Here is a 23,758-nt window from a genome sequence, read left to right as displayed (position 1 = left end):
TGCTAGACAAATCCCTCTAAGCTACGGTAATCTCCGCGCAATTTCGTAGAACTGGTCGAGCTGCCGTGACCGATATCCGTCCAAGCCCTAGCGCCGCCCGCTACCGTCAGGTGCTGGTCCTCCATGGACCGAACCTGAATTTGCTGGGCACGCGGGAGCCGCAGATGTATGGCACGACCACGCTGGCCGACATCGATGCCGCCCTGGCGCAGCGTGCGGCCGCGGCAGGCATCGGGCTGGCGACCTTCCAGTCCAACCATGAAGGTGCGTTGATCGACCGCATCCACGCCGCGCGCGAGCAGGGTGTGGATTTCATCATCATCAATCCCGCCGCCTACACGCACACCAGCGTGGCGTTGCGCGACGCGCTGGCGGGCGTGTCGATACCGTTCGTCGAAGTCCACCTGTCGAACGTGCATCGCCGCGAGAGCTTCCGCCATCGGTCCTATTTTTCCGATCTGGCGGTCGGCGTGATCTGCGGGCTGGGTTGGCAGGGCTACCTGCTGGCGCTGGACTACGCCCTCGGGCAGGAACAGGCGCCACCCGGGGCCTGACCCCCGCGTCGAACAGAAACAGACACAGTACCCATGGCGCGCGCCGGTGTGCGCGCCCTCGCCGGCTACCTCGCGTGCCCGGCGCGGCGGCGCGATTGCCGGCCGCAACGATTTTCTCCGGGCCCCCGCCATCGCGGCGGTGCCGGACAACCCGATTCAGGAGGATAGAAGATGGACCTGCGCAAGCTGAAGACGCTGATCGACCTGGTGGCCGAATCCGGCATCTCCGAGCTGGAGGTCACCGAGGGCGAAGGCAAGGTGCGCATCGTCAAGGCGCCGCCCCAGGTGGTCGCCCAGGCGATGCCGATGCAGGCCGCCCCGGCGATCGCCGCGGCGCCGGCTCCGGCCGCCGCTCCCGCCGCGATCCCCGCCGAACCGGCCGCGCCCCAGCTGCCCGCGGGCCACGTCGTGACCTCGCCGATGGTCGGCACCTTCTATCGCGCGCCGTCGCCCGGCGCGGCGCCTTTCGTCAACGTCGGCGACACGGTCAAGGAAGGCCAGACCGTCTGCATCATCGAGGCGATGAAGCTGCTCAACGAGATCGAGTCCGACAAGGCCGGCGTGATCAAGGAAATCCTGGTCGAGAACGGCCAGGCGGTCGAATACGGCCAGCCGCTGTTCGTCATCGGCTGATTCCGAGGACCGCATGCCGCGCCCCACGCCCGCACCATGCGGGCGTTTCGCGTGGCGGCGTGCGGTGCCGGCGGCCGGTCGCAACGCGGCGTTCGTGGCCGGCCCCCGGCGTAACCGCCCTTCTGTGACCGCCCTTCTGCTGCGCAGAGAGAGACTATGTTCGAAAAAATACTGATCGCGAACCGCGGCGAAATCGCCCTTCGCATCCAGCGCGCCTGCCGCGAGCTCGGCATCAAGACCGTGGTGGTCTATTCCGAAGCCGACAAGGAGGCCAAGTACGTCAAGCTGGCCGACGAAGCCGTCTGCATCGGCCCGGCGCCCTCCCCCCAGTCCTACCTCAACATGCCCGCCATCATCTCGGCGGCCGAGGTCACCGACGCACAGGCGATCCACCCGGGCTACGGCTTCCTGTCGGAGAACGCCGACTTCGCCGAGCGCGTGGAAAAGTCCGGCTTCGTCTTCATCGGCCCGACCCCGGAATGCATCCGGCTGATGGGCGACAAGGTGTCGGCCAAGCAGGCCATGATCAAGTCCGGCGTGCCGTGCGTGCCGGGCTCCGAAGGTGCGCTGCCCGAGGATCCGAAGGAGATCCTGGCTACCGCGCGCCGGGTCGGCTATCCGGTCATCATCAAGGCGGCCGGCGGCGGCGGCGGGCGCGGCATGCGCGTGGTGCACACCGAGGCCGCGCTGCTGAACGCCGTCAACATGACGCGCGAGGAGGCGGGCCGCGCGTTCGGCAATCCGGAGGTCTACATGGAGAAATTCCTGGAGAACCCCCGGCATATCGAGATCCAGGTGCTGGCCGACCAGCATCGCCAGGCGATCTGGCTGGGCGAGCGCGACTGCTCGATGCAGCGCCGCCACCAGAAGGTCATCGAGGAAGCGCCGGCACCGCACATTCCGCGCCGCCTGATCGAGCGGATCGGCGACCGCTGCGCCGAGGCCTGCAAGAAGATCGGCTACCGCGGCGCCGGCACGTTCGAGTTCCTGTACGAAAACAACGAGTTCTACTTCATCGAGATGAACACGCGCGTGCAGGTCGAGCATCCGGTGACCGAGATGATCACCGGCATCGACATCGTGCAGGAGCAGATCCGCATCGCCTTCGGCGAGAAGCTGCGCTATCGCCAGAAGGACGTGCAGTTCCGCGGCCACGCGATCGAATGCCGCGTGAACGCCGAAGATCCGTTCAAGTTCACGCCGTCGCCGGGCCGCATCACCGCCTGGCACGCGCCGGGCGGCCCCGGCGTGCGGGTCGATTCGCACGCGTATGATGGCTATTTCGTGCCGCCGCACTACGATTCGATGATCGGCAAGCTGATCACCTACGGCGCCACCCGCGAGCAGGCCATCGCGCGCATGCGGATCGCGCTGTCGGAGATGGTGGTCGACGGCATCCTGACCAATGTGCCGCTGCACCGCGAGCTGATGCTCGACGCCAACTTCGTCGAAGGCGGCACCAGCATCCATTATCTGGAGCACCGCCTGGCCCAGAAGAGCGTGGCCAAGGGCGAGAAGGTCTGAGCCGGTTCGGGCCGGTCCGAGCCGGGCCGGCTGCAGCAGGCAGTTTGACGGCCGCCCCGCCGACCACGGCAGGCGGCCAGCATGGGGAAAGCGCGTGGCATTTCAGGAATGTGTAATCGAGATTGCCCAGGATCAGGCCGAGGCCTGGTCCGACGCGCTGTTCGAGCTGGGAGCGCTGTCGGTCTCGGTCGAGGACGCTGACGCCGACACGCCCGATGAGCAGCCGCTGTTTGGCGAGCCGGGCATGGAACCGACCCGGCTGGCATGGCAGCACTCGCGGCTGGTGGCGCTGTTCGACGCGGACACCGACCCGGCGCTGGTGCTGGCCGCCGCGGCCAACGCGCTGGGCTGCGCGGTGCCAGCCAGCGAGGTGCGCAGCGTCGAGGACCAGGACTGGGTGCGGCTGACGCAGTCGCAGTTCGAGCCGATCCGCATCGGCGAGCGCATCTGGGTGGTGCCGTCCTGGCACGATGCCCCGGAACCCGACGCCGTCGTGCTCGAACTCGATCCGGGCCTGGCCTTCGGCACCGGCAGCCATCCGACCACGCGGCTGTGCATGCAGTGGCTCGAGCAGAACCTGATCCCGGGCGAGACCGTGCTCGACTACGGCTGCGGCTCGGGCATCCTGGCCATCGTCGCGAAGAAGCTCGGCGCCGGCGACACGCTCGGCGTCGATATCGATCCGAACGCGGTCGAGGCCTCGCGCTACAACGCCGAGCGCAACCGTGTCAGCGCGACCTTCGCGCTGCCGGACGACGCCGCGGCATTGGCTGCCTCCACCGGCGCCACGACCCACGACCTGGTGGTCGCCAATATCCTGTCCAACCCGCTGAAGCTGATGGCCGCGATGCTGAGCGCGCGGGTACGGCCGGGCGGCCGGCTGGTGCTGTCGGGCGTGCTCGAACGGCAGGCCGACGAGGTCGCCGCCGCCTATGCGCCGTGGCTGCCGCTGAGCGTCTGGCGCAGCGACGAAGGCTGGGTGTGTCTGCATGGCACCCGCCCCTGACGCCGATCACTCCGAACTCCCTGAAGACGCCCGGCGCGAGGCCGGGCCGCGGCATGCCGGCCGCGATGGCGGCATGGACCCTGGCACCCGCTCCGGTGCCAACGCCGGCACGAACGCCGGCAGCGATGCGGACACCAATGCGGGCACCAATGCCGACAGCGACGTTGGCACCAATGCCGACGCCAGCGCCGACGCCAACACCGGCACCAACGTCGGGACCACTGCCCAACCCAACGCAAACGCCGACGCAAACGCCCGCACCAACGTCGGCACCAACGTCGGCACCAAAGCCGGCCTGAGCGCCGGCGGTTATCTGCGCGCACGGGCCGCCGAATCCAACGAGATCGCCCCGAGCGCGATCGCGCGCGAACACGCCATGCGCCGCTGGCAAGGCGGCGCCGCCCCCGACACCGTTCCCTTCTCCGCCGATCTGTCCGGCACGCCCGAAGAGGCCGCACTGGCGGCGCGGCGGGCGGCCGCACGCCGCCGTCGCCTGCGCTGGGCCGCGGCCGCCGCGGTACTGGCCGCACTGCTGGCACTGCTCGCCGCGGCGCTGCTGTGGCGCACCGAACTGGCCGGACGCGTGCCCGCGCTGCGGCCGTGGCTCGAGGCCGCCTGCGCGCCGCTGGGCTGCCGCGTGCCGTCGGCGAAGCAGCTGTCCGCGCTGCGCATCGACGGCTCGCAACTGCAGATGCCCGATGCCGGCACCGAGGACTATCTGCTGACGATGACGCTGCGCAACCAGGGCCGCGCGGTGGTGGCGCTGCCGGCGATCGAGCTGGTGCTGACCGACGCGCAGGACCGCCCGCTGCAGCGGCGCGTGCTGATGCCGGCCGACTACCTCCCGGCGGCCCACCGCGCGCGCGATCCGGATGGCGCCGCGGGCCTGCAGGCGGGCGCCGAGCTGCCCCTTCAGGTACGATTCCGGACTCGGCAGGCAGCGGACAACTACCGCGTGTCGGTGTTTTATCCCTGAGCATCCCGAATGCATCGCTGATGCATCGCCGAACACCCGAACCATCCTCGAATTCCCCGGGATGCGCCGCCGCGGCATCCGGCCGCGCGCGCCGCGTCCCCCTCAACCAGGAGCGACCATGAGCACTGTGACCCTCGGCGGCAACCCGATCGAAGTCGGCGGCAAATTTCCCCAACCCGGTGACAAGGCCCCCGCATTCTCGCTGGTCGGCAAGGACCTGAAGGACGTGACGCTGGCCGACTTCGCCGGCAAGCGCAAGGTCCTCAATATCGTGCCGAGCCTGGACACGCCGGTGTGCCAGGCCTCCGCCCGCAAGTTCAACGAGAAGGCCAGCGCGCTGGCCGACACCGTGGTGCTGACCATCTCGGCCGACCTGCCGTTCGCGATGGGCCGCTTCTGCACCGCGGAAGGCCTGAGCAACGTGGTGCCGCTGTCGACGATGCGCGGCGCGCAGTTCAAGCACGACTACGGCGTCGACATCCAGAGCGGCCCGCTGGCCGGCGTGACGGCCCGCGCGGTGGTGGTGCTGGACCAGAACGACACGGTGACCTACAGCCAGCTGGTGCCGGAAATCAAGAACGAGCCGGACTATGACGCGGCGCTGGCGGCGTTGAAGTAAGCGAGCGTGTTGCCCTCTCCCGCCCACGGGAGAGGGAAAAAACAAGCAGCACCACCAGCGATCCACCAGAACCAAAACACCTTGGAGCATCCATGCCCAGCCTGATCTGCGGCTCCGTCGCCTACGACACCATCATGACGTTCGAAGGCAGGTTCCGCGAACACATCCTGCCGGACCAGATCCACATGCTCAATGTGTCCTTCCTGGTCCCCGGCATGCGCCGCGAGTTCGGCGGCTGCGCGGGCAATATCGCCTACAGCCTGAAGCTGCTCGGCGGCGAGCCGGTGGTGATGGCGACGGTCGGCGAGGATGCCGGCCCGTACCTGGACTACCTGCGCGAACTCGGCATCGGCACCGAGCACATCCGCACGCTGCCCGGCACCTTCACCGCGCAGGCGATGATCACCACCGATCTGGAGAACAACCAGATCACCGCCTTCCATCCGGGCGCGATGAGCCAGTCGCAGCTGTCGCAGGTGCAGGACGCGCTCAAGGGCGAACGCGCGCCCCGGCTGGGCATCGTCGCGCCGGACAGCCGCGAAGGGATGCTGCACCACGCCCGGCAATTCGCCGAGGCCGGCATTCCGTTCATCTTCGACCTGGGCCAGGCGATGCCGCTGTTCGACGGCGAGGACCTGCGCCAGTTCGTCGAGCTGGCCAGCTACGTGACGGTCAACGATTACGAAGGCCAGGTGCTGCTGTCGCGCACCGGCTGGAGCAGCGCCGAGGTGGCGGCGCGCGTGCGCGCCTTCATCGTGACGCACGGCGAGCGCGGCGCCACCATTCACGCCGATGGCCGGCAGTACAATATTCCCGCGGTGCAGGCCGAACGGGTCGTCGATCCGACCGGCTGCGGCGACGCCTTCCGCGGCGGCCTGCTGTACGGCATCGAGGAAGGCCTCGACTGGGAAACTACCGGCCGGCTCGCGAGTCTGATGGGCGCGATCAAGATCGCGCACCAGGGGCCGCAGAACTACAAGGTCTCGCGCGAGCAGATCGGCCAGATGTTCGAGTCGGCCTTCGGCTACCGTTACGCGTAAACCCTTGCTGGGGAATCACCATGCAAACCCTTATCCGAACCTGCGGCGTCGCGCTCGTGGCGGCCGCCAGCCTCGTGGCCGGCTGCGCCACGCAATCGAACTCCGCCAGCATCTATACGCCGGGGCAGGCGCAGCGTGAACAGACGCTGCGCTACGGCGTGGTCGAGAGCGTGCGCGAGGTGATGATCCAGGGTCAGCAATCGGGCGTCGGCACGCTGGCGGGCGGCGCCATCGGCGGCATCGCGGCGGGCAGCTCGATCGGCAGCGGCAGCGGCTCGGTGGCGGCCGGCATCCTCGGCGCGGTGCTCGGCGGCATGGCGGGCAGCGCGATCGAGAACCGGGTCGACCAGCGGCGCGGGCTCGAGATCACGGTGCGCCTGGACAACGGCGAGATGCGTGCGATCACGCAGGACGCCGACGAGATCTTCCGTCCGGGCGAACGCGTGCGGCTGCTGTCCTCGGGCGGCGTCACGCGGGTCACGCACTGAGCGGCACGCGCTGAGCGCCGCGTACTGAGCCGTACGCACTGAGCGGCGCGCTTCACCGGCCGTCGATCACGACGCCGCCTCCTTCAGGGGGCGGCGTTTTTGTTTGCGCGTGCGCCGGCGGCGCGATCCCGGAGAGCCGCTATGGCGTCGCGCTGCGTTCGGGCGGATCGCGGTGCGTTGGGACGAACCCCAAACAAAAACCCGCCGCGGCTGTCGCCGGCGGCGGGTTGGCAGGACCACAGTCATGCCGGCCGGATACGGGGTATCCGGTCATCCGGGCACGCGAAGGTGCCCCGAGGATTCCCGCAGGAATCGAGCGCGCACAGGTCGCGCGTCAACGCTTACGGACGGCTGCCGGTCGGGAACGGCCAGGCGGCGGCCGGGCTCAGCGCGGTCTTGGCGGCCGGCGCGGGAGCCGAGGCGGGCGACGAGGCAGGGGCCGAGGCAGGCTGGGCAGCGGCCTTCTTGCCGGCAGCCTTCTTCGCCGGCGCCTTCTTCGCGGCAGCCTTCTTGGCCGGCGCGGCCTTCTTGGCGGTCGCCTTCTTCGCGGTGGTCTTCTTGGCCGCGGCCTTCTTGGCCGGTGCCGCCTTCTTCGCCGCTACCTTCTTGGTCGCGGCCTTCTTGGCGGGGGCCTTCTTCGCTGCGGCCTTCTTGGCCGGTGCCGCCTTCTTCGCCGCTACCTTCTTGGTCGCGACCTTCTTGGCGGGGGCCTTCTTCGCTGCGGCCTTCTTGGCCGGTGCCGCCTTCTTCGCCGCTACCTTCTTGGTCGCGACCTTCTTGGCGGGGGCCTTCTTCGCCGCGGCCTTCTTGGCCGGCGCGGCCTTCTTCGCGGCGACCTTCTTCACCGCGGTCTTCTTGGCCGGTGCGGCCTTCTTGGCGGCTGCCTTCTTGGCGGGCGCGGCCTTCTTGGCCGCAGGTTTCTTCTTCGCAGTCGTTGCCATGGATGACTCCTTCACTAGAGCGTGAATATCGAATGTCCAAAATTGGCGACCCGACCGACCCGAGGCGTTATTGCTTGCGAACCCCAGTCGAGCGAGCGATTCATCGGCGTGCCGCAATACGGCTGCCGCACGCTAATGAATTCCTTGGCAGGCGCTCCGCGCAGGGCGAAGCTTCCGTGGCGACGTGCAACGCGATGACCCGCGCGCAACGCTCGCCGCGTCCTGCAGTATTCGATCCGCTCGCGCGTCGTTGCCCGACGACACGCGGCTTCCAAGTAGGAGTATTCCGACGGCAGACCTGCATTCGCGGTCATGGCCCGCGCCAGGCAGACGCCGTGTTGTTCGAGGTAGCGAACCCATCCCGTCAATGGGCCACAGGAGACTGTACGCGTTGTAAGAAGCCAGCCCGGTCTGGTCTGCGTCAAAGTTCTGTTGCTCCTCGGCTACCTGCATCACTGCATCGAAACGCGCCGCGGTTGTTGTTCGAGTTCTTCGCTTCGCGATGTCTTGCTTCATGCAATGAAGAGAGACTCTTGTCAAGGCGAATCATAATTCGTTTGGTCGGTGATGTTAAGAAAAAAGTTCCAAAAAATCACGCCATCGAATGCGCGCGCATTGCGATGACGAACACATCGATGCGATGACATGCGCGACGCGCTGTCGAGACACGCATCGCATGCCGCGACGACACGCTGCGAGACCCTCGCCGTCGATCGCATCGCGGCCTCATCGATATGCCGACGATGCGGTGCGCGACCGCTGCGCGCGGACCTCGCGACGACGTTCGCAGCGACCCATCGCCAGCCCTCGCGAGGCCGCGGCGAAGACACGAGGGAGAACCCGCATGCTCGCCGCAAAGCCGCATGCGACAAGGCTTTGCGGCATGCACTGAAGATCGTTCGCACGTGGCGCGGGCGCGTTGCTCGGCGTGCGCCGCGGCGTCATCGCAGCGCATCGCGGCACCGCTCGACACGGTCGCCGCGAGACGAACGACGAGCGCATCGACGGCGACGACAGCCGTCGCGACGTCGCGGCACGCATCGCGTATCGGCATCGCCTCGCGCGTCGCCGCGCAGCGTGCGCGAGCATCGATCGAGTGATGCGCCGACGCAACGCTTTGCCCTTCGCGAGCGCGATGTCGATGCCCACCGACGCTCGATCGACGTTCGATCGACGCTCCATCGATGACCGTCGAGGGCGATCGACCACGCGCTCGACCGCATCGTCGACGGCCTTCAACGACCCTCGACGCTGACCGACGGCATCCACGACGCCCCTTCGATGGTCCTCGATCGCCATCGCCATCCATCGCTCGCCATCGCTCGCCGGCGCCGGACTGTCGGACGATGGCGGACACCATCGCATGCCCCTGCGCATGCGCCGACGCATGCCCCGATCCATGCGCCGACGGCATGCGGACATGCGCAGATTTCGTTACCGCCTGCGCGGGCCCAGCTTCTAACATCGGCCGTCGGGCCCGCTGCGCCTGCCGCGGACGGGCGCTGTCCATCTCAGAGGAGGAAACCATGCACAGGAGAACAACATGCAAGCGAGCGTAGCCCACGCCGACGCGCTGCCCGCCACTCACGCCAGGGAGCGCCGCCGCGCCATCGTCGCGACGGTGATCGGCAACGGCCTCGAGTGGTTCGACTTCACGGTCTACAGCTTCTTCGCGGTCATCATCGCCCGGCTGTTCTTTCCGACCGGCAACGACCTGTCGTCGCTGTTGCTGGCGGTCGCCACCTTCGGCGTCGGCTTCTTCATGCGCCCGGTCGGCGGCATCGTGCTCGGCATCTATGCCGACCGTGTCGGCCGCAAGCAGGCGCTGTCGCTGACCATCCTGCTGATGGCGCTGGGCACCACCATCATCGGCATCGCCCCCACCTACGACCAGATCGGTGTCTTCGCGCCGCTGCTGATCGTGGTCGCGCGGCTGATGCAGGGCTTCTCCGCCGGCGGCGAGATGGGCGGCGCCACCGCCTTCCTGACCGAGTACGCGCCCGCCCGCCAGCGTGCCTTCTATTCGAGCTGGATCCAGGCCAGCATCGGCGTCGCGGTGCTGCTCGGCGCCGCGGTCGGTACCTTCGTCACCAGCGCGCTGAGCCCCGAGGCACTGAACAGCTGGGGCTGGCGCCTGCCCTTCCTGCTGGGCATCGTGATCGGTCCGGTCGGCTACTACATCCGCCATCACCTGGACGAGACGCCGACCTTCCGCGACAACGCCGAGCGCTCCGACTCGCCGCTGAAGGAGATCGTGCAGACCTACCCGCGCGAGACCACGGCGAGCTTCTCGATGGTGATCCTGTGGACGGTCTGCACCTACGTGCTGCTGTTCTATATGCCGACCTACTCGGTCAAAGTGCTCCAAGTGCCGCAGTCCACCGGCTTCATCGCGGGCATGGTCGGCGGCCTCGCGATCATGGTGTTCTCGCCCATCGTCGGCTGGCTCGCCGACCGCATCGGCCGGCGCGCGCTGCTGTCGGGCTCGGCGCTGCTGATCCTGCTGCTGGCCTATCCGATGTTCTTCTATATCAACCACGTGCCGGGCCTGGCGTCGCTGCTGGTGTTCCAGCTGGTGTTCGGCGTGCTGATCGCCGCGTACACCGGCCCGATCCTGGCGGCCTTCTCCGAACTGTTCCCGGCCAAGGTGCTGTCGACCGGCCTGTCGGTCGCCTACAACCTGGCGGTGACGATCTTCGGCGGCTTCGCCTCGTTCATCATCACCTGGCTGATCGCCAGCACCGGCAGCACCATGGCGCCCGCCTTCTACGTGATGATCGCCGCCGCCATCAGCTTCGTCGGCACGCGCTTCGTCCGCGAGCCGGCCTATCTGCAACGACACTGAGACTCATGACCAGAATCCTGCTTCAGGGCGGCAACGTCCTCGACCCGGCGCACGGCAGCCTGCTGCGCCGCCACGACGTCCTGATCGACGGCGAGCGCATCGCCGCGGTATCGGCCACGCCGCTCGACCTGCCAGACGCCCCCGACCTGCGGCGCATCGACGTCGCCGGCAAGACCGTGATGCCTGGGCTGATCGACTGCCACGTGCACGTGCTGGCCTCGCTCGCCAACCTCGGCCTGAACGCGACCCAGCCCAACGTGCTGGTGGCCATCCGCGCGCTGCCGATCATGCGCGCGATGCTCGAGCGCGGCTTCACCACGGTGCGCGACGCCGGTGGCGCCGACTGGGGCCTGTCGCAGGCGGTCGCCAGCGGCCTGATCCCGGGGCCGCGCATCTTCCCGTCGGGCAAGGCGCTGTCGCAGACCGGCGGCCACGGCGACTTCCGCCCGCGCGGCGACACGCTCGAGCCTTGCTCGTGCGCGTTCCGCGCCGGCGCGATCGCGCGCGTGGTCGACGGCGTCGACGCGGTGCGGCTGGCGGTGCGCGAGGAGATCCAGAAGGGCGCGACCCAGATCAAGATCATGGCCTCGGGCGGCGTCGCCTCGCCGACCGATCCGATCGCCAACACGCAGTACAGCGAGGCCGAGATCCGCGCCATCGTCGAGGAGGCCGAGGCCGCGCAGACCTATGTCGCGGCGCACGCCTACACGCCGCGCGCGATCGCCCGCGCGGTGCGTTGCGGCGTCCGTTCGATCGAGCACGGCAACCTGGTCGACCGCGCCACCGCCGAGGTGATGCGCGAGCATGGCGCCTTCGTGGTGCCGACCGTGATCACCTACGAGGCGCTGGCGCGCGACGGCGCGCGGCTGGGCCTGCCGGCCGAGTCGGTAGCCAAGATCGAGACCGTGCGCCAGGCCGGCCACGACTCGCTGCGCATCTACGCCGAGGCCGGCGTGCCGATGGCCTTCGGCTCCGACCTGCTCGGCGAGATGCACCAGTGCCAGAGCGAGGAGTTCCGCATCCGCGCCGACGCGCTCGGCAACCTGGAGGCGATCCGCTCGGCCACCTCGATCGCCGCCGCGCTGCTGCAGCGCGAGGGCGAGCTCGGCACGGTGCGCGCCGGCGCGCTGGCCGACCTGCTGGTGGTCGACGGCGACCCGCTGGCCGACATCGGCCTGCTGATGGGCCAGGGCGAACACCTGGCATTGGTGATGCAGGGCGGGCGGATCCATACACGCGCGGCGCAGTAGCGTCCACTGCCTCTGTCGCTCTGTAGTTGTCCTTCTCCCGGGGAGGGCCGGGGAGAGGGGGAGATGTGGCGCCCCATCGCATGGCGAGCGCGCTTGCCCTCTCCCCCAATCCCTCTCCCGCGAGCGGGAGAGGGGAGCCCCATGCGGGGCTGTCCCTTCATGCCCAACGTGGGCCCTCCACTATCATGGCGGCTTGACCGACCGGACGCCGCCATGCGCATTTCCCCGCTTCCTCCGCTGCCCTGCCTGATCGCCTTCGAGGCGGCGATGCGGCACGGCAGCTTCACGCGCGCCGCCGCCGAGCTGCATCTGACGCAGAGCGCGATCAGCCGGCAGGTCGCCCAGCTCGAACAATTCCTCGGCAAGAAACTGTTCGTGCGCGAGCCGCGCGCGCTGCGGCTGACCGTCAGCGGCCAGCGCTATGCGGAGGTGGTGCAGCGGCTGCTGGTCGGCTGCGCCGAGGCGACCGAGGACGTGATGAAGCGCAAGGGACATACCGAGCTGTCGGTGGCCTGCTCGTCCGGCGTCGCGGTGCTGTGGCTGACGCCGCGGCTGGCGCGCTTTCGCGCCGCGCATCCGGACATCCACCTGCGCCTGGTCGTCAACGACAGCCTCGCCTCGATGTCAGGCGCCGAGTTCGATATCGGCCTCTATTACCTGCGCGAAGGTCCGCCGCCGGGCTTCGCGGCACGGCGCCTGTACGACGAGGAAGTGTTCCCGGTCTGCACGCCCGGCTACCTGCGCGGCCGGCATCTGGAACCCGCCGACCTGGTCGACGAGACGCTGCTGGGTGCTCGAGGACGCCCAGCGCCAATGGATGTCATGGGAGACCTGGCTGGCGCAGAACGGCCTGCCCGATGCGCGCCCCAACCATCGCGTGGTGGCCAACCAGTATCCGATCCTGCTGCAGCTGGCCATCGAGGGCCACGGCATCGTGCTGGGCTGGCGGCATATGATCGATGCCTGCCTGCGCGACGGCCTGCTGGTGCGCGCAACCCAGGCGAGCGCGACCCTGGGCGGCGGCTACTACGCGATCTGGCCGCGCGAGCGCGCCGAGCCGGCCGCGGCGCGTGCGTTCCGCCAATGGCTGGTGCAGCAGAGCGGCATCGATGGCCGCGCCGGCGAACGAAGCGCCGAGGGATAAAGTGTGGACGGATGAAGCGCCGACGAAGGCAGCGCCGATGGATGCGGCGCCGACCGATGCGCCCACGCCATCGGCATCCCGATCCCGATCCCGATCCCCATCCCCGATGCCGAATCCGATCCCGATCCCGATCCCCATCCCCGATGCCGAATCCGATCCCGATCCCGATCCCGATCCCGATCCCGAACCTCGAACCTCGAACCTCGAATCCCCGAACACATAGGAGCGATGCGCCATGAAGCAAGTGCTGCTGCCCTGCGGTGAACGCGTGCCGGCCCTCGGCATGGGAACCTGGAATATTGGCGACGATCCCGCGCGCCGGGCCGAGGAGATCGCCACGCTGCGGCTCGGCCTGGACCTTGGCCTGCGCCTGATCGATACCGCCGAGATGTATGGCGAGGGGCTGTCGGAGACGCTGGTCGGCGAGGCGATCGCCGGCCGGCGCGACGAGGTGTTCCTGGTTACCAAGGTCTATCCGCACAACGCCGGACGGCGCGACGCGGTGGCGGCCTGCGAACGGAGCCTGCGCCGGCTCGGCACCGACCGCATCGACCTGTACCTGCTGCATTGGCGCGGCGGCGTGCCGCTGGCCGAGACCATGGAGGCCTTCCTCGCGCTGCAGCAGGCCGGCAAGATCCGCCACTTCGGCGTCAGCAATCTCGACCTCGACGATATGCGCGAGCTGTGGAAGGTACCGGGCGGCGACCGGGTCCAGACCAACCAGCTGCTGTACAACCTGGGCCGCCGCGGCATCGAATGGGATCTGCTGCCATGGCTGCGCGAGCGCGGCGTGCCGGTGATGGCCTATTCGCCGATCGAGCAGGCCCGGTTGCTGCGCCATGCCGGCCTGAAGAAATTTGCCGCGCGCCATGGCATCGCCCCGGCGCAGGCCGCGCTGGCCTGGCTGCTGGCGCGCGACGGCGTGATCGCGATCCCGAAGACGGGACGGCGCGACGCACTGCGCGAGAACGCCGCGGCGGTGTCGATCGCGCTCGACGCCGCGCAGCTGGCCGAGCTCGATGCCCTGTTTCCGCCGCCGCGCGGGCCGCGTCCCTTGGAGATGCTGTAGCACCGCCGGCGCGGACCGGGAAGAGCGACCAAGGCACCGAGGCATGCGCGCAGCTCCGGCGCGCGACTCAGGAGCACCACTCAGGAGCACCACTCAGGAACACCACTCAGGCGCGCGACTCAGGCCCCGACTCAGGCTCCAACTCAAGCGCCGATCGGCAGCGGCGCCCCGCTCTTGACCTCGCACAGCACGATGCTGGAACGGATGCCGGTCACACCCGGCAGCCGGAATATCACGTCGTGCAGGAAGGCGTCGTAGGCGCGGATATCCGGCGTCAGCACCTTCAGCAGATAGTCGGCCTGGCCGGTGGTGCGATAGCACTCGACGATCGCCGGGCAGCGGCGCACCGCGGCCTCGAATTCGTCGACCACGGTCTCGCTGTGGCGCGTCAGATTGATTTCGGCCAGCACGCAGTTCGACAGCCCGACCCGCTCGCGGTCGACCCACACCGTGTAGTTGCGGATCACCCCGCTCTCCTCCATCGCCTTGAGCCGCTTCCAGCAGGGGGTGACCGACAGGCCCACCGCGCCGGCCAGCTGCTGCAGCGACTGGCGCGCGTCGCGCTGCAGCTCGGCGAGGATGCGGCGCGAGTACTCGTCGAGAACCTCTTCGTTCTTCATATCGCCCGTTATCGAGATGGGTTTTCTCCAATCTAGGCCCTGGCGGCAAAATTGAGAAATCCATTTCTCCGATCGCGTGCCTAACATGGTCTTCAGGAGATGGGCCTGGAGACGGCCGGTACACCGGCGGCGCATCGCCCGTGCATCGCCCGTGCATCGCCCGCGCATCGCCCGTGCGTCAACGACAGCGCGCTGCCGGGACGCTGCCCGGACGCTGCTCGCAGGCCCAAGAAGAGGTTGGTCGGCAGGCCGTAAGGAGGCCGCAATGGAGACACGCACGCTGCGCACCGACTATCGACTGTCGGACAACCTGACCGCGCCCGCTGGCCAGGTGTTTCTGAGCGGCACGCAGGCGCTGGTCCGCCTGGTGCTCGAACAGGCGCGGCGCGACCACGCCGCCGGCCTGGGTACCGCCGGCTTCGTCAGCGGCTATCGCGGCTCGCCGCTCGGCATGGTCGACCAGGCGATGTGGAAGGCCGCGCCGCTGCTCGATGCCGCCGGCGTCCGCTTCCTGCCCGCGATCAACGAAGAGCTCGCCGCCACCGCGGTGCTCGGCACCCAGCAGGTCGAGGGCGATCCGCAACGCACCGTCGACGCCGTCTTCAGCCTCTGGTACGGCAAGGGCCCCGGCGTCGATCGCGCCGGCGACGCGCTCAAGCATGGCAACGCCTATGGCAGCTCGCCGCACGGCGGCGTGCTGGTGGTGGCCGGCGACGACCATGGCTGCGTGTCGTCGTCGATGTCGCACCAGAGCGATTTCGCGATGCAGGCCTGGTCGATGCCGGTGCTCGCCCCCGCCGATGTCGCCGAGTACCTGGAGTTCGGCCTCTACGGCTGGGCGCTGTCGCGCTACTCGGGCAACTGGGTCGGCTTCACCGCGCTGTCGGAGACCGTCGAGAGCGCGATGACGGTCGACCTCGACCAGGTCCATGCGCGCGTCGCCTGCTGGCAGGACGCGGAGGCGATACGCCGGGCCACCGGCCATATGCCGCCGCCCGACGGCCTGCACTACCGCTGGCCCGACCTGCCGTCGCCGCGCATCGAACAGCGGCTCGGCGCCAAGCTCGACGCGGTGCGCGCCTTCGCCCGCGTCAACAGCATCGACCGCATGGTGGTCGAGGCGGACGAAGCCCGCGCCGGCATCGTGACCTGCGGCAAGGCGCATCACGATCTGATGGAAGTGTTCCGGCGCCTGGGCATCTCGACGCAGGCGCTGGCCGACGCCGGCATCCGCGTCTACAAGCTCGGGCTCGCCTGTCCGGTCGAGCCGACCCGGCTGCTGGCCTTCGCGCGCGGCCTCGAAGAGATCCTGGTGGTCGAGGAAAAGGGCCCGCTGGTGGAGCGGCAGCTGCAGGCGCTGTTCTATAACGCGCCCGACGGCGTGCGCCCCGCGATCGCCGGCAAGCTCGGCATCGATGGCCGGCCGCTGTTGCCCGAGCGCGAGGAGATGCGGCCGTCGCGGCTGATGCAGCCGGTGGCCGACTGGCTCGCCCGCCTGAGCCGCGGCCTGGACCGGCGCGAACTGGTGCCGCAGTTCAGCGAGCACGCGCTGCTGTCCAACGCGGCCGATGGCATCCGCCGCCAGCCCTACTTCTGCCCCGGCTGTCCGCACAACACCTCGACCCGCGTACCGGAAGGCTCGCGCGCGCAGGCCGGCATCGGCTGCCACTTCATGGCCAGCTGGATGAACCGCGAGACCTCGGGGCTGATCCAGATGGGCGGCGAAGGGGTCGACTGGGTCGCGCACAGCCGCTTCACCGCGACGCCGCACGTGTTCCAGAACCTGGGCGACGGCACCTACTATCACTCGGGCTATCTGGCGATCCGCCAGGCGGTGGCCGCGCGCACCAACGTGACCTACAAGATCCTGTGCAACGACGCGGTGGCGATGACCGGCGGGCAGCCGGTCGACGGCCCGCTCGACGTCGAGGCGATCGCGCGCCAGGTCAGCGCCGAAGGGGTCGCGCGCGTCGCCGTGGTCAGCGACCGCATCGACGTGCATCGCGGCCGCCGCGTCTGCTTTCCGGCGGGCACCACCTTCCATCCGCGCGAGTCGCTCGATGCGGTGCAGCGCGAACTGCGCGAGGTGCCGGGCGTGACCGTGCTGCTGTACGAGCAGACCTGCGCCGCGGAACTGCGCCGCCGCCGCAAGAGCGGCCGTGCGCCGGCGCCGGCGCGGCAGGTCTTCATCAACGAGGCGGTATGCGAGGGCTGCGGGGACTGCAGCGTGCAGTCCAACTGCCTGGCGGTGCAGCCGGTCGAGACCGCGCTGGGGCGCAAGCGCCAGATCGACCAGGCCAGCTGCAATCACGACGAGTCGTGCGTCAAGGGCTTCTGCCCGAGCTTTGTCACCGTCGAGGGCGCGACGCTGCGCCACCCGGTGGGCCACGAGCGCGCCGCCACGGCGCTACGCGAGCAGGCTTCGGCGTTGCGCGAGCCGGCGCCCCGGCTCGGCCCCGGGCCCTTCGACATCCTGGTGGTCGGCGTCGGCGGCACCGGCGTGGTGACGGTCGGCGCGCTGATCGCGATGGCGGCGCACCTGGAGCGGCGCGTGGCCAGCGTGCTCGACTTCATGGGCTTCGCGCAGAAGGGCGGCGCGGTGCTGTCCTTCGTGCGGCTCGCGCAGAGCCGGCAGTGGCTGAACCAGGCGCGCATCGACGCGCAGCAGGCCGATGCGGTGCTGGCCTGCGACCTGGCGGTGGGCGCCTCGCCCGACGTGCTGCAGACGGTCGCGCCGCGGCGCACGCAGATCGTCGCCAATACCCATCCGACGCCGGTGGCCGAATTCCAGCGCAATCCGGATGCCGACCTGCATGCCGACGCGCTGCTCGCCAAGCTGCGCCACGCGACGGGCTCGGGCGGCATCGACACGCTGGACGCGCAGGCGCTCGCCACGGCCTTCCTCGGCGATACGGTGGCGGCCAACATCGTGGTGCTCGGCTTTGCCTGGCAGAAGGGCCTGGTGCCGGTCTCGCTGGCGGCGCTGACACGGGCGATCGAGCTGAACGGCGTCGCGGTGGACGCCAACCTGGAAGCGCTGGCGCTGGGACGCCTGGCGGCCGGCGATCCTCTCGCGCTGACGCGCCTGGGCGCGAGCGATGGCAAACCCGCCGGCCTGGCCCTGGTCGCGCCCGAGCCCGCGGCGACCTCGGCCACGCCGCTGCCGCAGCTGATCGCCGAGCGCGTGGCGCTGCTGACCGCCTACCAGGACGCCGCCTACGCGGCGCGCTATACCGCGCTCGTCGAGGCCGTGCAGGCCGCGGAGGACGCCCTTGGCGAGGCCGGACGCGAGCGCCGGCTGACCCGTGCGGTGGCCGAGCAGTTCGCGCGCCTGATGGCATACAAGGACGAATACGAGGTCGCTCGGCTGCACAGCGATCCCGCCTTCCGGCAGGCGCTGCGCGAGCGCTTCGACGGCCCGCTGCGGCTGCGCTTCCATCTGGCGCCGCCGCTGCTGTCCCGGCCCGGCAAGCATGGCGAGCCGCCGCGCAAGATCGCCTTTGGCGCCTGGCTATGGCCGTTGATGGGATGGCTCGCCAGGGGCAAGCGGCTGCGCGGCACGCGCTTCGACCCGTTCGGCAGGACCGCGGAGCGCAGGCTGGAGCGGCAGTCCATCGCCGACTACGAGGCCCGCATCCGCGCCCTGCTGCCGGCGCTGACGGAGGCGCGGCTGCCGATCGCCGTCGAGATCGCGCAATTGCCTGCCAAGGTACGCGGCTTCGGCCATATCAAGCTGGCCGCGCACGCGGTCGCCGCCGCGCGTGCGGCCGAGCTGCTGCACCGCTTCGACGCGCAGCGCTATCCGCGCCCGGACAGCGCGCATGGCACCAATGGCGCGGGTCAACTCAGGGGAATTCCGATCCGGCAGGCGGACGCAGGAACGGCGCGCAGTGGCGCGCCGCATTGAGGGGAATATCGGGAGGAATATCGAGAGGAATATCGAGATAAGGCCGGGCCGCCATCGAGGCGGTGCCCGGCGGCGGGCGGCCCTCGGCGGGCCGCCGCGCAGGTGCGAACGCCGGCTTACTGGCGCGCGGCGACGGCGCGGTGGTACTCGACGTGGCGCAGCAGGTAGGCGCGCACCTTGTCCTCGGTATCGCGGCCCAGCCGGTCAGCGGCCTGGCGCGCGGAGCGCTTGCCGTGGGCCGACACCATCTGGCCATCGAGATACTCGCGGAACGACGTGCGCACGGCATCGAGTTCGCCGCGGCAGTCGCGCAGCGCATCGTTGACCACGGCCTGGGTCGTGCCGGGTTTGGCCGAGCGGGCTTCGGCCTTGTCGCGCGCGCAGTCGGTGTATTGCTGCCGCTTCTTCTGCTACTCGGGCGGCGGCCCGGAGGCGGCCTGGCTCTCGGCGGCGGCGGTGGCGGCAGCGGCGGCCTGCTGGTCCGCGGGCGCATGCGAGGCGCACGCGCCGACCAGCAGGATGGCGGGGATCAGGGCAAGAACTTTAGGCATGCCGCATGGTAGCGCCGACGTCGGACATCGCAACACCTCGTTACATCGCGTTGCATTGGCGCCGCAAAAAGTGCCGTGTAGGACAGACACCACCCCGGCTGGGCGGGAAGTCCTACAGCGGTCGCGTTCCTCGCTTTGTATATTGCACAAACGGAGGGCAGCGTGATGGAAGCCATTTGCCCGGTCCAACGATCCAGCGACCGTCGGCGTGGCGCCATCCTGGTTGGCATCGCAGTGTTTGACAGGAACAAAGGAGAACAACATGGAACGTAGGGCATTCCTGAACGCCAGTGCGGGTCTCGGTTTGGCGGTGGCCGGCAGCGGCCTGCTGTTGGGCGCGTGCACCACCACGCGCGATTCGGCTTCTTCCCCGGCCGAGAAAACGACGCGCCGCCGCGAGATCGATTCCGGCGTTCAAAACACGCTGGACCGGCTGTACAGCTCGGTCAACGGCTCGCGCGACCTCGCCTCGCGCGCCCGGGGCATCCTGGTGTTTCCGCGCACGCTGTCGGCCGGCTTCTTCGTCGGCGGCGAATATGGCGATGGCGCGCTGCGCGTGGGCAATACCACCCGCGGCTATTACCGCACCATCTCGGGTTCGCTGGGCTGGCAGATCGGCGCGCAATCGAAGGCGCTGATCTTCATGTTCATGAACCAGCAGGCGCTCGACAAATTCCTGGCCAGCGAAGGCTGGACCGCGGGTGTCGACGCCACCGTGGCGGTCGCCAAGGTCGGCGCCAACGGCGCGCTCGACACCAATACCGTGCAGCAGCCGGTGGTGGGCTTCGCGCTGACCAACGCAGGCCTGATGGCTGGCCTGAGCCTCGAAGGCACCAAGATCACCAAGCTGGACCTGTAAGGCGCGCCATCTGCTGGTGATGCCTTGCAGCACCTCGCGCCGCGGCCCTTGGCAGGGGGCCGCGGCGCTTTTTCCTGTCGATTCCGTGGCTGGGAAGCCGAGCCGTGTTGCCGCCGTCCTTGCCGGCCTCCTTGCCGCCTTTGTTTCCTCCGCCACGCCAACGTCCGCGACACCGGCAACGCCAAGCCGCTAGAATTCGTCCCTTTCGCCAACCGGCCGAGGTACCGAATTCTCATGTGGTTCAAGAATCTTCAGCTACACCGCTTCTCCGCACCCTGGAACAAGGACGCCGACGAGGTCGAGGCCTGCCTCGCCTCGCACGCCTTCTATCCGGGTACCAGCCTCGAAATGCAGACCCAGGGATGGGCCTCGCCGCGCGATAACGGCGCGCTGGTGCACCGCGTGGGCAAGCAGATGCTGCTGACCATGCGCGCCGAGAAGAAGCTGCTGCCGGCCACCGTGGTCAATCAGGTGACCAAGGCGCGCGCCGCCGAGCTCGAGGAGCAGCAGGGCTACAAGCCGGGCCGCAAGCAGCTGCGCGAACTGAAGGAACAGATCACCGAGGAATTGCTGCCGCGCGCCTTCAGCATCCGCCGCGATACCCGCGTCTGGATCGACCCGGAGCGCGGCTGGCTGGCAATCGACGCGGCCTCGGCGATCAAGGCCGACGAGGTCCGCACGCTGCTGTTCAAGGCGCTGGACCCGCTGCCGCTGACCTCGCTGCAGGTCAACCAGTCGCCGGTGGCGGCGATGACCGGCTGGCTGGCCGACGATGCGGCGCCGGCCGGCTTTACCGTCGATCAGGAGATCGAGCTGCAGGCCAGCGCCGAGAGCAAGGCGACCGTCCGCTATGTCCGCCATCCGCTCGACGCCGAAGAGCTGCGCCGCCATATTGCCGCCGGCAAGCGCTGCACGCGCCTGGCGATGACCTGGAACGACCGCGTCTCCTTCGTGCTGACCGACGCGCTGGCGATCAAGCGCGTGGCGCCGCTCGATGTGGTCAAGGAGCAGATCGACGGCACCATGAGCGACGAGGACGAGCGCTTCGACGCGGACTTCGCGCTGATGGCCGGCGAGCTGTCGGCCATGCTGGGCGATCTGACCGAGGCGCTGGGCGGCGAACGGAAGGGCTGAGGCCGGTTTCGGCGGTAGTCGCCAGCCTCGGCGGTTTTCGATACGGGGCCGGCGTCGATACCGGCCCTGGCTCACCGACACCGATTCGCCGATTCAGTCGCTCGGCGGCTCGGCGCCTCAGCGGGCCGGATGCCGCTCGGCACCAGCCGGTGCGCATCGCTCCAGCACCGTCTCCCGGCCCGGCAGGCCGGCAAACAGCGGATGCACCGAGACCAGCGCGCGCAACTCGGCGGGCAGCATGACGCGGTCCCTGCGGGCCAGCGCCGCCGCCTGCTGCAGCGCGCCCAGCACCTGCTCCATCAGCGCGCGCCGCAGCCCGGCATGGCGCGGGTCGATGGTTGCAATCGATTGCAATGCCAGCGCCAGCACGCTGGGCCGCGCGACCCGCGCCAGCGTCTCCGCGGCGATCGTAATGCGCGCCCCGTCGAGCTCGGCACCGCTGAAATCGGTCCATGCGAGGCTGATATCGCGCAGCGTCGCGTGCTTCAGGTTGGCGCCGTTGAAACGCAGATGCGATACGCCGGCAACCGGCGGATCGGCACCCGCCAGGTCCGCATTGCTGAAATCGAAGGCCAGCGCCGCCAGGGGCGCCTCGTCGCGCAGGTCCAGGCTGACGCCACGCAGCAGCGCGCTGCGCTGCGCGGCGGTCGTCGACGGGGCGCGGGAGGCGTCGTCCGCGCGGCGCCCGACCAACCGCCGGGCCAGGTCCAGAAAACCCTGCCAGCCGCGCTGCCGGGGCGCGGCATCGTGGCCCGGTGACTTGGCGTGGCTGGCGTCATGCACCGCGAGCTGGATACCGGCATTCACCGGCCTGGTGGACGCGGTAGGGATCGCGCCGGCCTGCTCCGACGCGGAAGGCACGGCAATGCCGCGGTGGATACTGGGAATGGTCATGTCGGCTCTCCCGCTGTGGAATCAGGCTGCTGGGTGGAAGGTTCGATTCGAACGTTCGACTGGAAGGGTTGAATCGGGGCGTTGAATCGAAGGATCGAATCGACGGGTCGCATCGAAGGATCGAATCGACGGGTCGCATCGAAGGATCGAGTCGAAGGATCGAGTCGAGTCGTCGAATCGAATGGCAGCCATTGTTCCCGCGGCGGAGACGTCCGACCATGCCGTTAGGGCAGCGGACTATCGATTTTGGTCCGCTCCTTGCGGGGTTGGTGACCCAGGCCTCACGACGAGGGCCCGCCGCGGCAAAAACCTCTTGCAGTTCGGCGCGGACTTCAGGGTAAACACGCCCCTGGGAGTGAGACCCGGAAATGCACCCCGGAAGCCCGGCCGCCGCTCAGAAGATCTCGCCCAGGTGCGATACCAGGAAGAGCAGGATGCCGATGCAGCAACCCACCGCCGTGCCGCTGATCCGGATGTACTGCAGGTCGGGGCCGATGCTCAGTTCGATCTGCCGGGACATGTCCGTCGCGTCCCAGTTGCGCACCGTGTCGCTGATATGCGACGTCAGGAAGTCGGCGAACCGCGGTGCGGCCGTCGCGGCGAACGACTCGGCGTGGTCATTGATGGAGCGGCGCAATTCCTCGTCGCCGGACAGCTTCCGGCCGAACCACAGGCCCACGCGCTCGACCTGTTGCTGCAGCTGTGGCGAGCTCGCCTGGAGGTCGTTGGACAGCCATTCGCGCAGCGAGGCCCACACGCTGGCGGCATAGTCGGCAAGCTCGGGATTGCGCAGCACGAAGTCCTTCAGCTCCTCCCCCCTGCGCAGGAACGCTTCGTCGGTCTTGAGCCTCGCGATCAGCGCTTCGAGCGCCTTGTCGAAGGCCGCCCGCAGCTCGTGCGCCGGCATCCGGGCGACCTCGTCGAGAAAGTCAATCACGTTGGTGCGCGCCGCCTCCGCGGCCTTGTCGCCCAGCCACTCGGTCGGCAGCACGATCTGCTTCCACTTGTGTTCGCTCCTGAGCCAGTTGACCACACGCTGGGCGATCAGCTGCTGGGTTTCCGGCCTTTTCAGCAGGGCGATCGCATGCCTGAGCACGGCGTCGAGCAGTTGCTGATGGCTGCCGCCCCGGGTCAGCATCTCGAGGACGGAAGCGAGCGCCGGCGAGAAATCGATGCGGCCGATGACCGTACGCGCGGCATCGTTGAGGAACGCCTGGATGCGCCGGTCGTCGACCAGATCGAGCAGCACGCTCATCAGATTGGCCGCGTGCTGACCGATGCGGTGCGCATTGGGGGGCTCGCTGAACCAGACCGCCAGCCGCTGGGCGGGATCGCTGCGCCGGATCAGGTCCGTCAGCACCTCGGGGTTCAGGAACTTGTCGCGAACGAACACCGCAAGATTGTCGGCGATGCGGTTCTTGTTCTTCGGGATGATCGCCGTATGCGGGATCGGCAGGCCAAGCGGGCGCCGGAACAGCGCGACGACCGCGAACCAGTCCGCCAGGCCGCCGACCATCGCGGCCTCGGCACCGGCCCGGACCAGCCGGACCCAGAACGTGGGCGGCAGGAACAGCGTCGCCACGAACACCGCCGCCGCCGCGCCGACGCATGCCAGCGCCACCCGTTGCATGCGCCGGAGTTCGGCTTCCTTGCCCGCGATCCGCTCTTGCTGCATGGCGTTCCCACCCCGCTCCGCTCGCACCC

The 23,758-nt window shown here is 69.2% G+C and carries 21 protein-coding genes and 1 pseudogene; 16 read left to right on the top strand and 6 right to left on the bottom strand.

Going from position 1 to position 23,758, the window contains the following annotated elements; genetic code table 11:
• The first annotated feature begins 74 nt into the window (after positions 1-74).
• The 8 genes from aroQ (at position 75) to F1599_RS02485 (ending at position 6,840) form a co-directional block, all read left to right on the top strand.
• Positions 75-554, top strand: a complete 480-nt coding sequence (gene aroQ / locus F1599_RS02520; RefSeq protein ID WP_223819434.1) for a type II 3-dehydroquinate dehydratase — start codon at positions 75-77, stop codon at positions 552-554.
• A 171-nt stretch (positions 555-725) separates the two neighbouring features.
• Positions 726-1,187 (top strand): acetyl-CoA carboxylase biotin carboxyl carrier protein, encoded by a 462-nt coding sequence (gene accB, locus F1599_RS02515; protein ID WP_149316613.1) that lies wholly within the window; start codon positions 726-728, stop codon positions 1,185-1,187.
• A 156-nt stretch (positions 1,188-1,343) separates the two neighbouring features.
• Positions 1,344-2,711 carry an acetyl-CoA carboxylase biotin carboxylase subunit gene (gene accC, locus F1599_RS02510; RefSeq protein ID WP_149316612.1) on the top strand — a complete coding sequence of 456 codons (1,368 nt, stop codon included), beginning with the start codon at positions 1,344-1,346 and terminating at the stop codon, positions 2,709-2,711.
• A gap of 94 nt (positions 2,712-2,805) precedes the next feature.
• Positions 2,806-3,717: a 50S ribosomal protein L11 methyltransferase gene (gene prmA / locus F1599_RS02505; RefSeq protein ID WP_149316611.1), complete on the top strand. Its 912-nt coding sequence runs from the start codon at positions 2,806-2,808 to the stop codon at positions 3,715-3,717.
• On the top strand, positions 3,701-4,693 hold the full coding sequence (locus F1599_RS26410) for a DUF3426 domain-containing protein (RefSeq protein WP_263363969.1): 993 nt from the start codon (positions 3,701-3,703) through the stop codon (positions 4,691-4,693). Before prmA ends, F1599_RS26410 begins: the two co-directional genes overlap by 17 nt.
• A 118-nt stretch (positions 4,694-4,811) precedes the next feature.
• Positions 4,812-5,312 (top strand): thiol peroxidase, encoded by a 501-nt coding sequence (gene tpx / locus F1599_RS02495; protein ID WP_149316610.1) that lies wholly within the window; start codon positions 4,812-4,814, stop codon positions 5,310-5,312.
• A gap of 92 nt (positions 5,313-5,404) precedes the next feature.
• Complete coding sequence (locus F1599_RS02490; RefSeq protein WP_150082137.1) at positions 5,405-6,352, top strand: carbohydrate kinase family protein; 948 nt, start codon at positions 5,405-5,407, stop codon at positions 6,350-6,352.
• A 20-nt stretch (positions 6,353-6,372) separates the two neighbouring features.
• On the top strand, positions 6,373-6,840 hold the full coding sequence (locus tag F1599_RS02485; RefSeq protein ID WP_053822532.1) for an outer membrane lipoprotein: 468 nt from the start codon (positions 6,373-6,375) through the stop codon (positions 6,838-6,840).
• 341 nt (positions 6,841-7,181) lie between these two features.
• Here F1599_RS02485 and F1599_RS02480 read toward each other — a convergent pair whose 3' ends face one another.
• Positions 7,182-7,898, bottom strand: coding sequence for a histone H1-like DNA-binding protein (locus F1599_RS02480; RefSeq protein WP_187829090.1), 717 nt, complete (start codon positions 7,896-7,898; stop codon positions 7,182-7,184).
• Between the two features lie 802 nt (positions 7,899-8,700).
• Here F1599_RS02480 and F1599_RS02470 point away from each other — a divergent pair.
• The 5 genes and pseudogenes from F1599_RS02470 (at position 8,701) to F1599_RS02445 (ending at position 14,089) form a co-directional block, all read left to right on the top strand.
• Positions 8,701-9,036 carry a hypothetical protein gene (locus F1599_RS02470; protein WP_150082136.1) on the top strand — a complete coding sequence of 112 codons (336 nt, stop codon included), beginning with the start codon at positions 8,701-8,703 and terminating at the stop codon, positions 9,034-9,036.
• A gap of 288 nt (positions 9,037-9,324) precedes the next feature.
• Positions 9,325-10,626 (top strand): MFS transporter, encoded by a 1,302-nt coding sequence (locus F1599_RS02465; RefSeq protein WP_149316606.1) that lies wholly within the window; start codon positions 9,325-9,327, stop codon positions 10,624-10,626.
• 5 nt (positions 10,627-10,631) lie between these two features.
• Positions 10,632-11,876, top strand: coding sequence for a metal-dependent hydrolase family protein (locus F1599_RS02460; RefSeq protein ID WP_149316605.1), 1,245 nt, complete (start codon positions 10,632-10,634; stop codon positions 11,874-11,876).
• Positions 11,877-12,089: 213 nt separating this feature from the next.
• Positions 12,090-13,020: pseudogene (locus tag F1599_RS26500) on the top strand (LysR substrate-binding domain-containing protein).
• A gap of 235 nt (positions 13,021-13,255) precedes the next feature.
• Positions 13,256-14,089, top strand: a complete 834-nt coding sequence (locus F1599_RS02445) for an aldo/keto reductase (RefSeq protein WP_150082135.1) — start codon at positions 13,256-13,258, stop codon at positions 14,087-14,089.
• 143 nt (positions 14,090-14,232) lie between these two features.
• Here the strand turns inward: F1599_RS02445 and F1599_RS02440 are convergent, their stop codons facing one another.
• Positions 14,233-14,709, bottom strand: a complete 477-nt coding sequence (locus F1599_RS02440) for an Lrp/AsnC family transcriptional regulator (protein WP_006578359.1) — start codon at positions 14,707-14,709, stop codon at positions 14,233-14,235.
• 265 nt (positions 14,710-14,974) lie between these two features.
• Here F1599_RS02440 and F1599_RS02435 point away from each other — a divergent pair, with 265 nt between their 5' ends.
• On the top strand, positions 14,975-18,616 hold the full coding sequence (locus F1599_RS02435; protein WP_150082134.1) for an indolepyruvate ferredoxin oxidoreductase family protein: 3,642 nt from the start codon (positions 14,975-14,977) through the stop codon (positions 18,614-18,616).
• 116 nt (positions 18,617-18,732) lie between these two features.
• On the opposite strand, the gene F1599_RS02430 is transcribed toward F1599_RS02435, so the two are convergent.
• Together F1599_RS02430 and F1599_RS25725 are read right to left on the bottom strand one after the other, a co-directional pair.
• Positions 18,733-18,945 (bottom strand): hypothetical protein, encoded by a 213-nt coding sequence (locus F1599_RS02430; protein ID WP_149317075.1) that lies wholly within the window; start codon positions 18,943-18,945, stop codon positions 18,733-18,735.
• An 81-nt stretch (positions 18,946-19,026) separates the two neighbouring features.
• Complete coding sequence (locus tag F1599_RS25725; RefSeq protein ID WP_190286281.1) at positions 19,027-19,167, bottom strand: hypothetical protein; 141 nt, start codon at positions 19,165-19,167, stop codon at positions 19,027-19,029.
• A gap of 262 nt (positions 19,168-19,429) precedes the next feature.
• Here F1599_RS25725 and F1599_RS02425 point away from each other — a divergent pair, with 262 nt between their 5' ends.
• Both F1599_RS02425 and F1599_RS02420 read left to right on the top strand, forming a co-directional pair.
• The gene (locus F1599_RS02425; protein WP_150082133.1) at positions 19,430-20,026 is read left to right on the top strand and encodes a BPSL1445 family SYLF domain-containing lipoprotein; all 597 of its coding nucleotides are present in this window, start codon (positions 19,430-19,432) and stop codon (positions 20,024-20,026) included.
• Positions 20,027-20,260: 234 nt separating this feature from the next.
• Entirely contained in the window at positions 20,261-21,160 is a 900-nt protein-coding gene (locus tag F1599_RS02420) for a recombination-associated protein RdgC (protein WP_149316600.1), read from the top strand.
• A gap of 117 nt (positions 21,161-21,277) precedes the next feature.
• Here the strand turns inward: F1599_RS02420 and F1599_RS02415 are convergent, their stop codons facing one another.
• A complete protein-coding gene (locus tag F1599_RS02415; protein WP_150082132.1) occupies positions 21,278-22,054 on the bottom strand; it encodes a pentapeptide repeat-containing protein in 777 nt (258 codons plus the stop codon).
• Positions 22,055-22,448: 394 nt separating this feature from the next.
• Entirely contained in the window at positions 22,449-23,729 is a 1,281-nt protein-coding gene (locus F1599_RS02410; protein WP_150082131.1) for a DUF445 domain-containing protein, read from the bottom strand.
• Between the last annotated feature and the right edge of the window lie 29 nt (positions 23,730-23,758).

This window comes from Cupriavidus cauae, from assembly GCF_008632125.1.
GTDB classification, from domain to species: Bacteria; Pseudomonadota; Gammaproteobacteria; order Burkholderiales; family Burkholderiaceae; genus Cupriavidus; species Cupriavidus cauae.
This window is presented reverse-complemented; position numbering and strand designations above follow the sequence as displayed.